Annotated in this window: 12 protein-coding genes and 2 pseudogenes; 6 read left to right on the top strand and 8 right to left on the bottom strand. The window is 50.0% G+C overall.

What is annotated here, in order from left to right; all coding sequences use genetic code 11:
* From J1785_RS11135 to hxlB, 3 genes and pseudogenes are all read left to right on the top strand, one after another.
* Positions 1-292: pseudogene (locus J1785_RS11135) on the top strand (ribulose-phosphate 3-epimerase); the annotation flags it as partial.
* A 109-nt stretch (positions 293-401) separates the two neighbouring features.
* A complete protein-coding gene (locus J1785_RS11130; protein ID WP_032693571.1) occupies positions 402-1,154 on the top strand; it encodes an SDR family NAD(P)-dependent oxidoreductase in 753 nt (250 codons plus the stop codon).
* 15 nt (positions 1,155-1,169) lie between these two features.
* On the top strand, positions 1,170-1,730 hold the full coding sequence (gene hxlB / locus J1785_RS11125) for a 6-phospho-3-hexuloisomerase (RefSeq protein WP_049112345.1): 561 nt from the start codon (positions 1,170-1,172) through the stop codon (positions 1,728-1,730).
* A gap of 51 nt (positions 1,731-1,781) precedes the next feature.
* Here hxlB and J1785_RS11120 read toward each other — a convergent pair whose 3' ends face one another.
* The 5 genes from J1785_RS11120 to xylB form a co-directional block, all read right to left on the bottom strand.
* The gene (locus tag J1785_RS11120; protein ID WP_049112343.1) at positions 1,782-2,066 is read right to left on the bottom strand and encodes a DUF3892 domain-containing protein; all 285 of its coding nucleotides are present in this window, start codon (positions 2,064-2,066) and stop codon (positions 1,782-1,784) included.
* Positions 2,067-2,326: 260 nt separating this feature from the next.
* A complete protein-coding gene (locus J1785_RS11115; RefSeq protein ID WP_020439335.1) occupies positions 2,327-3,835 on the bottom strand; it encodes a sugar ABC transporter ATP-binding protein in 1,509 nt (502 codons plus the stop codon).
* A gap of 22 nt (positions 3,836-3,857) precedes the next feature.
* Complete coding sequence (locus tag J1785_RS11110) at positions 3,858-4,838, bottom strand: substrate-binding domain-containing protein (protein WP_024359909.1); 981 nt, start codon at positions 4,836-4,838, stop codon at positions 3,858-3,860.
* A 41-nt stretch (positions 4,839-4,879) separates the two neighbouring features.
* On the bottom strand, positions 4,880-5,905 hold the full coding sequence (locus J1785_RS11105) for an ABC transporter permease (RefSeq protein ID WP_134526805.1): 1,026 nt from the start codon (positions 5,903-5,905) through the stop codon (positions 4,880-4,882).
* On the bottom strand, positions 5,902-7,350 hold the full coding sequence (xylB, locus tag J1785_RS11100; protein ID WP_072351807.1) for a xylulokinase: 1,449 nt from the start codon (positions 7,348-7,350) through the stop codon (positions 5,902-5,904). Before xylB ends, J1785_RS11105 begins: the two co-directional genes overlap by 4 nt.
* A 273-nt stretch (positions 7,351-7,623) precedes the next feature.
* Here xylB and J1785_RS11095 point away from each other — a divergent pair.
* Together J1785_RS11095 and J1785_RS11090 are read left to right on the top strand one after the other, a co-directional pair.
* Positions 7,624-7,967, top strand: a pseudogene (locus J1785_RS11095) (IS3 family transposase); the annotation flags it as partial.
* 295 nt (positions 7,968-8,262) lie between these two features.
* On the top strand, positions 8,263-9,465 hold the full coding sequence (locus tag J1785_RS11090) for an MFS transporter (RefSeq protein WP_227978105.1): 1,203 nt from the start codon (positions 8,263-8,265) through the stop codon (positions 9,463-9,465).
* Positions 9,466-9,632: 167 nt separating this feature from the next.
* On the opposite strand, the gene J1785_RS26750 is transcribed toward J1785_RS11090, so the two are convergent.
* The 3 genes from J1785_RS26750 to dapC form a co-directional block, all read right to left on the bottom strand.
* A complete protein-coding gene (locus J1785_RS26750) occupies positions 9,633-9,719 on the bottom strand; it encodes a hypothetical protein (protein WP_240343610.1) in 87 nt (28 codons plus the stop codon).
* Positions 9,720-10,242: 523 nt separating this feature from the next.
* Positions 10,243-11,556 carry a pectate lyase family protein gene (locus tag J1785_RS11085; protein WP_118663959.1) on the bottom strand — a complete coding sequence of 438 codons (1,314 nt, stop codon included), beginning with the start codon at positions 11,554-11,556 and terminating at the stop codon, positions 10,243-10,245.
* Between the two features lie 128 nt (positions 11,557-11,684).
* On the bottom strand, positions 11,685-12,899 hold the full coding sequence (gene dapC, locus J1785_RS11080) for a succinyldiaminopimelate transaminase (RefSeq protein WP_118665742.1): 1,215 nt from the start codon (positions 12,897-12,899) through the stop codon (positions 11,685-11,687).
* Positions 12,900-13,472: 573 nt separating this feature from the next.
* On the opposite strand from dapC, the gene J1785_RS11075 reads away from it, so the two are divergent.
* Positions 13,473-14,145: transporter substrate-binding domain-containing protein (locus tag J1785_RS11075; protein ID WP_217219414.1), on the top strand; the 673-nt coding region annotated here is incomplete at its 3' end.

Genomic DNA, 14,145 nt, shown 5'->3' with positions numbered 1-14,145 from the left:
GCCTGAAAGTGTTCTGGAATATTTGTTGGACGATATTGATTACATCCTGATTATGACCATTAACCCGGGGCAACCCGGGCAGACTTTCATCGAGAAAAGCCTCGAGAAAATCAGGAAAACCAGAGAAATGATTGCTGGCCGACACATTCAAATTGAAGTCGACGGTGGTGTTAATCTGGAAATAGCGGAAAAAGTACAGGAGGCGGGTGCTGATTTAATTGTTGTCGGTGGCGCATTATTTAATGACAACCCTAAAGCAAGCTATCAGGCATTAAAGTCTGTCATGCATTAAGTATCCAACATATATTCACGCGCTCTTAATTGAGCGCGTAATCATTATGTAGACCGCAGACGTGGGGGATTTCTCTCACGTTAAGTACAAAGATTCAGGAGAACAACCGATGAGTCATTTTGAAGGTAAAGTTGCGCTAATTACCGGTGGTGCGCATGGGATTGGTAAAGGAATTGCAAAACAATTCGCCGAACGCGGTGCGCATACCGTCATTGTCGATTATAACGAGGCTAATGGCATCAAAACTGCGGAAGAACTGACCTTTGGCAATGTTAAATCGCTCTTTGTCAAAACGGACGTCTCTGATCCGCAGGCACTGGCTGAAGTGCGCAGAAAAGTTATCGAAACTTATGGCCGTATCGACATTCTGGTTTTGAACGCAGGTGTCGCTTTTGCCAATAAAGTCAAAGACATTACTTTCGAAGAGTGGAACAAAACACTCTCAATCAACCTGACGGGTTTATTCAATACGGTCAAAGCATTTTACGATGACTTCTTAACTAACCAGGGTTCAATCGTTTACATCTCCTCCGGTTCTGCGCTGTCAGGTACTGGCGGGGGGGTGAGCTATCCGGCCAGTAAAGCAGGGGGTGAAGGTCTTATTCGTGGTCTGGCGAAGGAGTTGGGTCCAAAAGGTGTTAACGTCAACGCTATTGCGCCGCGTCTTATCGACACCGGCGAAATGATGCGTGTTAATTACCCGACGCAGGCAGATTTAGACGCAGTACTGGAGAAAATTCCGGTCCGTCGTCTGGGCACAATCGATGATGTCGCAAACCTGGCCATCTTCCTTGCTGATAAGTCAAATTCTTACATCCAGGGACAGACGATCCTCATGGATGGTGGCCGTACAATTGCCTGACCGGAGGAAAAGAAAATGGGTGTTCAGGAAAATACTGTCAGTATTCTCAGGGAACTGGAGCAAAACGCGCTCAATATCGACAATGATCAGGCACAGCATTTTATCGGGAAGATCCGCAATGCGAAGCATATTTTCCTGCAAGGTGCAGGGCGCAGCGGTATTGCCATCCGCGCGTTCGCTAACCGTTTATTGCATTTAGGCTTCTCGGTCAGCGTAGTCGGGGAAATTTCATCACCTCATACGAAAGCGGGTGATTTGTTAATTATTGGTTCAGGCAGTGGCGAAACAGGCAGTCTCAAGAGCCTTGCGCAGAAAGCCGTTGAGTGTGGTGTCGACGTGGCGCTGGTCACCATGAAAAAAGACTCTGCGATTGGCCAGTTGGCCAACTGCGTGCTGGTATTACCGGGAACGGTCAAAACTGAAAACGATCGCACTCTGGGCCAGTTTTCGCAGCCAATGGGTTCCTCTTTCGAGCAACTCTGCTTTATCACCTACGATGCCATCGTGCTTGAACTCATGGACCAACTGCGTGAAACCAGTGAAACCATGTTTAAACGACACGCTGATTTTGAGTAATGACACTGAGCGCTTCGCTGGAAGCGCTCATTCGCTTATAACATCGCATCATTAAAAAGTGGGCAAATTACCCAGGTCATCGCATTTGGTATCATTAGGATCAGTCGTGAGATAAATCCCATCAATAACATGAACCATTGCCCCATAAACCCACTTGTCATTCACGTAGTTAATTGTTTGAAAGCTTGTCTTACCGGCATTTATCAACTCAGCGACAAACTGACGCGAGTTAATTGATGCGTCCTTCTCCCCATTACCGGCTTTGATGATTTTAACGTACTGAATGTGTTGCCCTGCATTGTCTCTGCGTACACCCGAGATGTAAAAGTCTGCCATTTCTCTTGCCCCTGCTGCGCTATGCCGTATAGCCACTTTGCACAACTTAATATCTGCCCTGTTGCAAATATGCCAATGACAGATTGCACAATTTTTCCACTCATTTTGCGCCAGCGCTCAGAGCCTGTATGCGGGGTAACTCACTTGATGCAATTTGTTTGGGTCTTCTGCAGGAGGGCAGCTATAACGTTAATCAAATGCTGAAACAAAAACGGCCAGCTTAGCTGGCCGTTGGATGCGTTCTGTTCGGAATGAGTGCCCTAAGCCTGGGCTTCAGCATGCTCCCATGCGGCTTTGCGAAGATCTGCGGGTTTAAGGTCGCGTGCAGGAATGATCACACCATCGCATTTACCCTGTCGGAACACCGTAATGGTATCTGCCACGTCCAGCAATTCCTCTTCCTCACTCGATACCACGATGACGCAGCAGCCTTTATCTGCCAACTGATGGATGATGCGATAAATATCCGCTTTTGCCCCAATGTCGACGCCTTTGGTCGGCTCATCCAGCAATACCAGATTGGCGTTTTGCGCAATGACCCTGGCGAGCAGAACTTTTTGCTGATTGCCGCCGGAAAGCGATTTAATCGGTCCGCTCAGCGTTCCCAGCGTATTCATCTTGCTTAGCAACTCAGCGGCGGCCTGCCGCGCAGCGCTGTGACTGACAAATCCGCCAGAACGGAATTTTTTCAGAACCGGCAGCATGGCGTTGGCATAACTCGACATCTGAGGAATGAAGCCATCTTTTTTACGTTCTTCTGTCAGGTAAGCAATCCCCTTATCAATGGCTTTTGCCGGTGAAGAAGGATGGTATTCTTTGTGACCCAGCCGGATGTCACCACCGGTAACGGTTTCCAACCCAAACAGCGTCTGGCACAAGCGCGTTCGGCCTGCGCCGGCCAGCCCGTATATACCCAAAATTTCCCCGCGATATGCCTCAAGGTTGATGCCTTTCAGGCGATCAGTCTGCAGGTTTGTGACCGAGAGCCAGGGTTTGCCCATCGCGCCGCGGATCAGACTACGGCTGTTAGACGGCGCCTGATAAGCATTTGCATCGCCCACAATAGCGTCAATGATGGCGCTTTTGCTCAGCGTCTTTTTGCCTTCGTTATAAATCACTCGGCCGCCGCACATGACGGTTGCTTCATCACAAACACCCAACACTTCGTCTAATTTATGAGAGACCAGCACTACGCCAATCTGCTTTTCGCGTGCGATACGTTGTACTGCCTGCAGCAGTTCTTCTGCCTGCGCACCTTCCAGCGCGGTCGTCGGTTCATCGAGGAAAAGAAAACGGGCGTCGCGATCAAGGTTAGAAACCACTTCCAGCATCTGCTTTTCAGGATGTGACAGATTTTTGACCAGCGCGGTAGCGCTGAAACTCAGATGGTAATCATTTAGTACTTTCTCGGTATGCGCGATCATACTTGCATCATCTATAAAGCCACTGCCTTTACGACATTCACGTCCGAGAAAAAGGTTTTGCCAGACGCTCATGCCGGGAATGAGACGGAGTTCCTGATACACACAAGCAATACCTTTGTTGAGTGCATCCCGTGGCGAAGCAAGGTGCACCGGCGTTTCGCCGATCATCAGCTCTCCACTATCCTGCGTGTTAACGCCCGCCAGGATTTTCAGTAGCGTTGATTTACCCGCCCCATTATGGCCAAAGAGGCCGTGGATCTCGCCAGGCTTTACGCTGAAATCCACACCGTGGAGAACCTGCACACCCGAAAAACCGATTTTGACCTGCTTCGCCACATAATTCATCATTCTTCGCCTTTCACTTAAGTCAGTATGCTGAACCCATTACCGATGCTGCGTTGTCTTTGGTGACCAGCAGCGGTGGGTTGTTGATCATGGCTGGAACCTGTTCACCGTTCAGACTCTTCCTGGCATTTTCAACCAGCAACTGAGCCAGTTTAACCGGCTCCTGAATCGCACCGGCTTTCAATATGCTGTTGTTCTGAACGGCTTTGACGCCTTCTTTATCCACAAACGCATACAGCTTCACTTTGTCACTGACCCCCAGTTGCTGGATTGCCGCCAGTGACCCGAGCGCGGAAGGTTCGGTGTCTGAGTACACGACGTTAATTTCTGGCCTGCCCTGCAGCATTTCAGTGGTGACTTTCAGGGAGGTTGTTTCTTCTACTTTGCCATTGACCAGCGCGACGAACTTAATGTTTTTGTTGGATGCCACGGCTTCCTTGAAGCCTTCATCACGTGCATTTGCGGCAATGGATGTTGGTTCTCCCACGATACCCACTGTCGCCGTGCCATTTTCACCAATGTCTTTCAACAACTGCTGGCCAATGAGCTTGCCGCCTTCACGCTGATCGGTCTGAACACCTTGAACCAGCGTGACGTTTTGCTGCTTCATCCCCTCGGTATCCGGAAGGATGTTGATGGCAAACGCCGGAATTTTTGCCTGATTAAGCTGGTTTATGATCGACACGCACGGGCCTGAGGAGACGCAGTTCACTGCGACCGCATCCACCTTCTGTTCAATGAAGTTCTGCACCTGCGAAAGTTGCTTGGCATCGTCATTATCAGCAATCGAAATTTTTACGTTCAAGCCCTGTGCCGCTGCATTGTCTTCAAAGCTTTTTTTCATGGCAACGTAATAAGGGTTGGTGAGGTTCGGCAGCGTAACGCCCAATGTTTTTTTGCCGGCACCCACGGTGCTTTCAGTATCCTCACGGTTACAGCCGGCGAGCATGCAGGACAGTGCGACTATCGCTGCACCTGCGGTGATTGTGGTACGGAGTTTCATGTTTATCTCCTGGATATATGTAGGTCAGGGTTTAAGAAGCGTTATTGTTGTGTTTTGCGTGACTTCCTGACTTTGAGCCAGGGGATCACGATTTTTTTCGAGGTACGTAAGGTATCGAAAGTGACGCCGAACAGGATGATCAGGCCGATGACCAGCGGCTGCCAGTAGGCACTGACGTTCAGCACGTTCATCAGATTCGATATTGAGGCAATAAGCATGGCGCCAATCATCGCGCCGATAAGGCTGCCAGTGCCGCCAAACAGACTGACGCCACCTACCACCGCACCCGCTATTGAGAAGAACAGTTCGTCACCACGGCCCGCCGTCGGATAGCCTGTCATCAGACGCGATCCATAAATCAGGCCGCCGCATGCCGCACAAAGCCCGGAAATTGCATACACCAACAGGGTGATGCGTGGAATGCTGATCCCCGATAAGCGTGCAGCATCTGCGTTACCGCCTACCGCATAGATGTGAGTCCCGGTGATGGTGCGGCGCAGGAAGATGACACCAATAACAATGGCCAGCAGCAGCGCTATGACAGGGAACGGAATACCCAGCGGTTTTGACTGACCGATGAGGCTGTAACCAATTTGCGTCACGCGTATCGATTCGGCGCCGGTGATAATTTGTGGTATGGATGCCGCAACCCCCATCATCGCAAAAGTGACAATGAATGGCGGCACGCCGGTGCGTTCGATTATCAGACCATTTACCAGCCCACTCAGCGCACCCACCGCCAAAACGATGGGTACGGCAAGCTGCCACGGAATGCCAAATTTCTCCATCAGCAAAGCTGCAACCACGCAGGTCATCGCCACGATGGAGCCGCAGGAGAGGTCGATACCCCCGGTCAGCAGGACAAAGGATTGTCCCAGGCAAAGGAAGCCGATGACCGCGCCGTTCAGAAGCAACACCATCATGTTCGAAACAGTCAGGAAGTTAGGCGTGGCGATAAACCCGCCCAGCATGACCAGTAAGAAAACAACGGCGATACCCGCTTCTGCAGGGACTTTGAGCGGCTGCTTAGGCGGTTTGGTTTTTGCAGGGGTAGTTATTGAACTCATTGCAGCTCTCCTGATAATGCATTGGCATAGGTAACGTAAGCGTCCAGGACATGGCGCGCATCTTGTTGTGGCTCGGCCACTTTCTCAAGCGGCACACTCCAGCGATCGGCCATTTCAATGTTTGTGCATCCCAGCACGGCAGCGGCAGCCTGAATGGCTGCACCCGCGGCTGCCGTTTCACCCACCGGAGAAATCCAAACGGGCTTGCCCGTCAGGTCAGCCAGAATCTGACGATAGGCTCGTGACTTTGCGCCGCCGCCGGTGACAACAATGCGACCGTCGTCAGTGAAGCCATGTTGTTTCAGTACCAGACCGCCCGCCAGAAGGCCGCACAGTACGCCTTCCACGGTGGCGCGAGCCATATCCTGCATCGTTGTGGTGGTACGTAATCCGCGCATGTGTCCCGTGGCGTCAGGAAGGTTGGGGGTGCGCTCGCCGTCCAGCCACGGAACAAGCTGAAGACCGTTGGCGCCGGGTGGCGAACTCAGCGCGAGCTCGTCGAATTCGTCAGGGGTAACGCGCAGCATTTTGCGAAATGTATCGGTGACTTTGGCGGAGTTCAATGTAGTAATCATGGGGATAAAGCGATCGGCCGCATCGGCATAACCGTTGATGGTGCCGGTGCTGTCGGTAATCCCTTTCCTGGTGATGCCATATAACGTACCGCTGGTCCCGATAGAGATACCGGTATCACCGGTTTTCAGGTTCATACCCAGTGCGGCGGACATGTTATCGCCGGTCCCGACACCCACGATTGCACCCGCCAGTTCCTCCAGCTCAGGCATCAACTTCACCACGCCTGCAGGTTGATGCGACGGGATGATAGTGGGCCAGCGGGAAATCCAGTCAATTTGACTGTTAACCACCGCTGCCAGCTGTGGTTCCCAGCTATTGGTGAAGGGGTTGAAGTAACCCGTACCGGATGCCCCGCCGCGCTCGCACACAAAGCTACCGCTCAGACGGTAAACCAGATAATCAAACGGCAGCATGATGCGGTGGGCTTTTTCCAGCAGCCCCGGATAATTTTGTTCTGTCCAGGCCAGTTTAGAAATGGTCATTGCTGGCCCCGGAACGGAGCCCGTCAGGCGTGCCCATTCTTCCGGAGCAATCTTCTCGCACAATTCACGCGCTTGCGGTGCAGACTCCGTGTCATTCCACAGCTTCGCAGGACGCAGCGGGCGATCGTGATTATCAAGCATGACGAGGCCGTGCCCCTGGCCACCGACAGCCAGACCTGCAATACGTGGCCACCATTGTTTTAATTCAGTGAGCGCGGAGACTAATGCATCCCACCAGGCTTGCGGATCCTGCTCGCTACACGGCGGTGTGGTCGGTGGATGCAACTTACGAGCCTGTGCGATCACCTTGCCATTTTCAAGACTACGCAGCATGACGGTACAAGACTGGGTGGAGGAATCTATACCCGCAACAAGGTCCTGTTTCATTGAACTACCTCTGAACTATCGTTAAGAAATGACAGAGCTGAAAGCGATAACTGAATGACAAGCAAACTGGGTTATGGTTTTAGATACTCAGTTTTTTGCTCATATGATCAGTTTTGTTTGCTCGTTTGTAAGATATAAACAATACCCACCGTAATAAATTCGTCAATTGTCGTGTTAAGGGAACGTTACGTAGCTCTCACTTTTAGTTTCAGAGAACAGCGTCATTAGCCAGCGACGAGCTATAAGATTTGTTAAATTCCTCATAAATCTAACTTCAATGTGGTCGATGACTTTAATTGGGAAATATTGGACATAGAGATCGATCTTAATCTGTCAGCTCAACGCATAGTCAGAGTTTTGGAGAGGGTAGGAATAAGTCGTGGCTACCCAGCCATGATCCGCCTGGATAATGGGCCAGAGCTTATCTCTCAAACCTACCGCAATGAATTGCTGGATTTTTTTCTGTTCAGAACACTGAATGAAGCACGGGAAATAACGGAGTGCGGGCAGAATGAATAGAAGAGTAGCAGTCTCATGAATCCCTGAACAACCTGACGCCAGAAGAGTACCGGCTGATGGCCGAAAACCCGGAAGTCTCAAAAAGTGCGTGGAACTAAAACAGGTGTGCTTACACAACAAGGCAGCAATCCGCTTGTATGAGGAGTTTGGTTTTGAGGTGCGTGCGCTTGAAATGGGCATGCCGATATCTTCTAAGGGGAAGGTCTGAGCGCCTGCCTCGTAACACATGGGAAGGTCAGTAGGGCATCATCAATGGCGATGACTATTCTGAACTTCCGCTTCTCGCTCAGAGCTTTTCAATCAGTGTGTTGCATCCATCAGTTGAACTCACAGCCAGAAGTGGACATTCTAATTTCAGTTGTGCTAATTAATCGGGTTCAGGTCAGATAGTTGATGAATATTAAAAAATCGTATTCTCCTGAAGTTAATCTATCGTCACCGAGGTTCCATGTGGGTAAACCCTGGTCACTATTTAGATGGCTTTTAGCCTCGGCTTCTCTGAGTTTCCCTCAAGCCGCTAGTCCTATCGCTTTTTCATTGCTTGCACTCAGTATCACAGGTAACAGCAAGGGGGGGGCTGCCATGATACTTGCCATGACAATTGCTCAGATACTTGGTGTTATACCTTTCACGCGCATGGGAGTAAGTTTTAACTCGGTCAGTTACCTGCGGATGCTGATTTTGATTCGTTCACTGGCACTACTCTGCATAGCGCTTGCATCATGGTATAAATTAAATTTTTCAATATTGATCATTCTGTCCTGCTTTGCTGGGCTGGTTAATGGTGCAACGCAGGGGTATTTAAGGGTGATACTGAATCACCTAGTCGATGCAAACCGTTTACCGAGGGCACTAGGCTTGGCAGCGACGTTAAATGAGCTAATTTTTGTTCTAGCTCCGGTGACCGCATCCGGACTGGGGAGTCTTTCTCCGGTGTTTTCTTTATTTGTCATTACCGCTCTAGGTATGCTTCCCATTGTTCTCATTCCCAGCCTCAATATTCAGAGCTTACCCGAAGTTGTTAAAACCAGGCAAAGAGCATTCACGAAACCTGTGGCTTTATGGCTTATATGTTCCACTGCGGCAGGGGCCGTTGTTGCATTAATCGAGATAGGTGCTGTGGCGTTAGCCATGAATTTCCGGTATGAACCTGTTTACGCCATTCTATTCACCGTCCCGCTGTGTCTTGCCTCTGTTATGGGAGGGATATGGGTGAGTATCCGAAACCGTATTTCAGCTCCTAGCACAGTGGTTTTACAACTGTGCTTAATGACACTTGGCGCATTGATAGTTACTGTAAACATTTCACTTATAACAGCTGTCATTGGTGTTATGTGTATTGGTTCTGTTATTGCCCCATTGGGTACACATTTCTCTCTTGTACTAGATGAGATGTCCCCTCTACATTTGAAAGCAGAGGTCTTCGCCTTGCTGAGAACCTCTAATGCCCTTGGCGTGATAATTGCGAGCGCCCTTTTGACAGTATCATCACTTTCATTGTCTTTGCTGTTCATTACAGTTTTTATCGGTGTTGTTGCTGCTGGTATGGCTGTTGCAGTGATGAGGAAGAAAAAAGGTAAGACAAGTTTAAAATAACTAAAAGGCAATTGCTCGGAAGGATTGTCAGGACGGGCGCCAGTTCAAGGAAGAAGAAATAGTGAAGGTTAAGTGCAACTGCCTTTTATTGCTCGTTAAATGTTTGATTCTTCATTGTGCTGTTTCATACGCAACGAGCTCAACGCTGTCACACACAAATCCGGGGCTTAGAAAACCCTGACCTTTTTGTCCAGAGGTACGTTAATTTCTACGTTGTTGGCTCCCGTATGTAGCACTGAACCTGGAAGAGCGATGTTATAAAGTATGTTCTTGCCACGGTATGTCCCACGCGTAACTCCTCCCGACTATCGGGTTGGCTCGAGGTAGCTTGGACATTAGCATTCCAGTTCTGATTCACGCTGACCTGCGGACGCCCCAAACTGTGCCAGTGTGATAAAAATCCTCAAGGTATAATCGTAAACTTCGTTATTAAGTAGTCTGAAACTGATGCGTGTCGGTGTTTAATATCGCGCCACTGCGCGGCGGGAAAGTCACTTTCGGGGGAGATTCCTGCATTTTAATCAGCCAATTTCCAAGGTGCCATACGAAGATCGGATTGGTGGGCGGACACAAGTAAACGCGCATTCCGAAAACCGGAAGGTGTGCCATCCGGCAGGCCAATCTGACATTTCACCTGACCGGGAAGTCTCCGCGCGAGTAATACAGAATGCGTATTACTTCCGGCACGGATGTCCGCTGAAATAGACGAGCAAGAATGTTCAACAGTAAGCGTGACATTAGAGAAGACCTCTCATTTTAATATCTAAATTAATACCGCTAATCATAAGGGTGAGCCAGGTCAGCGTGCCCCGCACCGGCCTTGCGTGGTACATGTATCCTTGCAACATTGGCAAGCATCGGAGACACGAGGTATTGACGAGAGTATCTGAACGCCTGAAGTACCGAGATATCCTCCGGACGATAGTCGTCTCCGCTACGTGTTTGCAGATTAGTCACGCAATCTCTTCCCAAGTTGCTTAAACAGGCCTTGTCTGAGGAGTGTGATACCGGGTCAAAGAGTGCGAAAGCTACCCCAGGTTGCTGAACATCATTAAATAAGGGGTGAGAGACCTTTTCGAAATAGTTACCTTCAGCCAGCAGGTACGAAGAGGGGGTTCTTGACATGATTGCCCCCTGATAGGTGAGATTCACAAATACGTTGTTAACCAGTTGAGCGACGACGTCCGCATTCCCCATCCCGCCTGCGTGAGGGGCGCGGCCGGACGTATCATGTACATAATTTCGCGCTACAGTTAACGTGTCGTGGTGTCCAAGGAACAACCATACCCAGTAATGATGGCCGTCACAGGTCGATGAATAGGGGGTTCGGCCATCAAATTCATTATCTGATATCGTCACATGGGACGCCGATCCCCAGCCCGTGACGATCATTTGCCGGCCGATGCGGGCGAACGTGTTGTGGTCAATCCACACGCCCTTCGCGTTATCAATTGTCAGGGCATCCCCTCCCCAGACGACGTGGGGGTTGATATCAGACAACGTGAGGTTGCGGACAATCACGTTGTGAACCCCGCCGCCAATGTAAAGCCCCATCCCCTGGACCCCCGCATGGGAACCCAAACCAATAAGTGTTTTGTTTGAACCCACTTTGAGGCGCTGTAAACCGGCATTATCGTAAGTCACTGAAAGCGGGGCTTTGGCGTGACAGAATTGGTTTGCGCCATTGAGTGCCCACTGCCCACCGCCCCTGGGACAGACGTGGGCCATACACCCCAATTCGGTCGTTGTGGCTTTGCCGTGTAGCACGACGGTGCCACGAAAATCGAACGTACGGTCAAGGACGATGACCCGGGGGCTATCATCCGTGCAATTGCCCTGTTTGTCATAGGCAGCGCATAACGCGCTTTTAAGTTCATCCGTGGTGGTGGGCTTAACAGAGGCGGCGCTGCCTCCTCCCGTGACGCCTTTGGCAAAGCCGTCTGGAACATCAGTTGCGTGTGATACGGCCGGTGTCAGCCATGAAAGGGCCTGAAGAAGCAACGCAGCGCAAAAAGCCTGTAAATTCCAGCGATAGCGTCGGCCATATGACGGTCTGGATGAGGGAAAAATGCAAAAAAATGGGTTTTTCATACCGGTTCTTCTCTGACGTTTACGTACTGCGTGCCTGACGAGCCGACAGGCGTGAGGTAGGAGATATCCGGTGTATCGATGTCTTAGATGGATCAATAGCACCGGAGAGTTACCCCTTTACATGAGCGCTATAAAGCCGCTGACTCACGATGGATAGTCAAAAATTCCCTGATGCGTTTTGCCGCCTCCACGCACTCTGCGACAGGGGCAACAAGAGCCATCCGAATCCAGCCTGCGCCTGGATTGATTCCGTCAATGTCCCGAGAGAGATAGGAGCCCGGGATGACCGTAACGTGTGTCTGGCCGAAGAGTTGCCGGCAAAACGCCGCATCATCACCGGGAACCTTTGCCCAAAGATAGAAGCCTCCATCTGGTTTTTTCACTTTAAGAACGGGAGACAGGATTTCCAGCACTGCGTCGAACTTTTCCCGGTAAAGGGAGCGGTTGTCGCGAACATGTGCCTCATCACGCCAGGCGGCAACGCTGGCTAGCTGACTGTGTACCGGCATCGCGCAACCGTGGTATGTGCGATAAAGCAAAAATGCTTTAAGGATATCCGCATCGCCGGCCACAAACCCCGACCGAAGACCCGGCAGGTTCGAGCGCTTCGAAAGGCTATGAAAGACCACGCAGCGCTTGAAATCGCTCCGGCCCAGTTTAGCGCAGGCAGTGAGTAAGCCCGGAGGGGGCGTCAGCTCGTCAAAGTAAAGTTCGCTGTAGCATTCGTCGGCTGCGATAACGAAATCGTATTTATCGGCAAGGGCAATGAGTGATTTCAGCGTGTCGAGGGGGATAAGCGCGCCGGTAGGGTTGCCCGGGGAGCATAGGAAGATAATCTGGCAACGTGCCCAGATATCTGCTGAAACGGACCCAAAGTCAGGAATAAAATCGTTGATCTCAAGGCAGGGCAGATAATGTGGGGTAGCGCCCGCCAGGATCGCAGCGCCTTCGTATATCTGATAGAAAGGATTGGGGCTGACCACCAGCCCGCCGACATCCGGTTCAACAACGGCCTGAGTAAAAGCAAATAATGCTTCGCGCGTTCCATTCACCGGAAGAACGTGACGGGCTGGGTCAAGCCATCCCGCCGGGACGTCAAACCGCTGCTCACACCAGAAGACTATGGCCTCGCGCAATGCAGTAATACCTAAGGTTGCGGGATATACCGACATCTGATCGAGACTGGCCATAAGTACTTGTTTGACCAGCTCTGGTGCCGGATGTTTAGGCTCTCCTATGGAAAGAAATATCGGCGTGAATTTTTTATCGGGCTGAATGCCGGCCAGTAAGGCACGAAGTTTCTCGAACGGGTAAGGATGAAGTTGTTTCAGCGCAGGGTTCATATAGATCCATTCTCCAATGTTTACGAGTTGAAAAAATTCCGTGATGCAAACCACAAATCCTTCTCAAAGACCTCTTTGTATCAAGATCGTTCTTAATATCTGATTCGTCGAAGACTTCACAATGATCACAAAATCACCTCATTTTCCTTCAGAGTGCCAAATGTTCTCCCGTAGCTAAACACAAATGAAGGCCCCTGCTCTGGATAGAGTTAAATAATCCCTTACAGCCAATAATGCTTTTTATGTACATGTGAAATAACAAAAATATGGCGTAAACCCTTGCTCCATCGGTGAGCGTGCACGTGGACTTTTTGCGAAGAATTGAAGCATGCCGCTATGCGGGATTTCGTAAAGGAGACATTAAAAAAGGACACGGACTGTTTTACATTTTGTAAAGAAATAGTCACTTAAAGTGATAATTGGTTGTGTAGATTATCTTTTGTCTGAGGTGTGAGGATGAAAGAGAAGATAACCGAAAGTCTCAGTAAGTCTTGTCTCAGGTTAAGACTTCAGGCAGGGATGTAAACACGCCTAATCTGGGGTGATTTTGAAATTCAAAGGGGAATTATTACCGTGTTAACTAAAAAAAATTGGTTTCGGGTTTTTGTTCTAGTGACCCTTTCACCTGTGGTTTTTGCAAGTCAGCCCGCACTGCGCTTCGGGGTTGATTTGACTTATCCACCTTTTCAGAGCACTGACAAAACAGGGCACCCTGCAGGATTCGAGATTGACGTGACGGACGCCCTTTGCAAATCAATCGATGCAAAATGCGACTACGTGATCAATACGTTCGATGCCCAGATCCCAGCGCTTCTGGCCAAAAAAATTGATGTTATTTCTCCACTTGGCGTAACGCCAAAAAGGATGAAAGCCATTGATTTTAGCAATTATGTCTTTCATGTTCCCACACAACTGGTAGCCCGAAAGTCCGCAAACCTCCTTCCCCAATCCGACGTTCTGAAGGGGAAGATCATTGCTGTCCAGCAGGGTTCCATCCAAGAGGCGTACGCCAACAAATACTGGCTCCAGGCTGGTGTCAACATTAAAAGTTATCCGGATCAGGATGCCATCTATCAGGATTTATATGCGGGTCGTGTGGATGGTGCACTGAGTCCATCAGTGGGCATTATGTTTGGCTTTTTACAAACGCCGGAGGGGAAGGATTTCGAACTTAAAGGTCCTGAGGTAACCGACGCTGATTTGTTCAGCGCGGGATCAGCGTACGGTATTCGTAAAAATGATGAAC

It is taken from the genome of Rahnella perminowiae (genome assembly GCF_019049755.1).
Taxonomy (GTDB): Bacteria; Pseudomonadota; Gammaproteobacteria; order Enterobacterales; family Enterobacteriaceae; genus Rahnella; species Rahnella perminowiae.
This window is presented reverse-complemented; position numbering and strand designations above follow the sequence as displayed.

What these genes read in the sequence shown, in the direction of transcription:
- J1785_RS11115 (WP_020439335.1), bottom strand. Translation starts at nt 3,835, where the DNA reads ATGAATTATGTGGCGAAGCAGGTCAAAATCGGTTTTTCGGGTGTGCAG.
- J1785_RS11120 (WP_049112343.1), bottom strand. Translation starts at nt 2,066, where the DNA reads ATGGCAGACTTTTACATCTCGGGTGTACGCAGAGACAATGCAGGGCAA.
- J1785_RS11110 (WP_024359909.1), bottom strand. Translation starts at nt 4,838, where the DNA reads ATGAAACTCCGTACCACAATCACCGCAGGTGCAGCGATAGTCGCACTG.
- hxlB (WP_049112345.1), top strand. Translation starts at nt 1,170, where the DNA reads ATGGGTGTTCAGGAAAATACTGTCAGTATTCTCAGGGAACTGGAGCAA.
- xylB (WP_072351807.1), bottom strand. Translation starts at nt 7,350, where the DNA reads ATGAAACAGGACCTTGTTGCGGGTATAGATTCCTCCACCCAGTCTTGT.
- J1785_RS11085 (WP_118663959.1), bottom strand. Translation starts at nt 11,556, where the DNA reads ATGAAAAACCCATTTTTTTGCATTTTTCCCTCATCCAGACCGTCATAT.
- J1785_RS11130 (WP_032693571.1), top strand. Translation starts at nt 402, where the DNA reads ATGAGTCATTTTGAAGGTAAAGTTGCGCTAATTACCGGTGGTGCGCAT.
- J1785_RS11090 (WP_227978105.1), top strand. Translation starts at nt 8,263, where the DNA reads ATGAATATTAAAAAATCGTATTCTCCTGAAGTTAATCTATCGTCACCG.
- dapC (WP_118665742.1), bottom strand. Translation starts at nt 12,899, where the DNA reads ATGAACCCTGCGCTGAAACAACTTCATCCTTACCCGTTCGAGAAACTT.
- J1785_RS11105 (WP_134526805.1), bottom strand. Translation starts at nt 5,905, where the DNA reads ATGAGTTCAATAACTACCCCTGCAAAAACCAAACCGCCTAAGCAGCCG.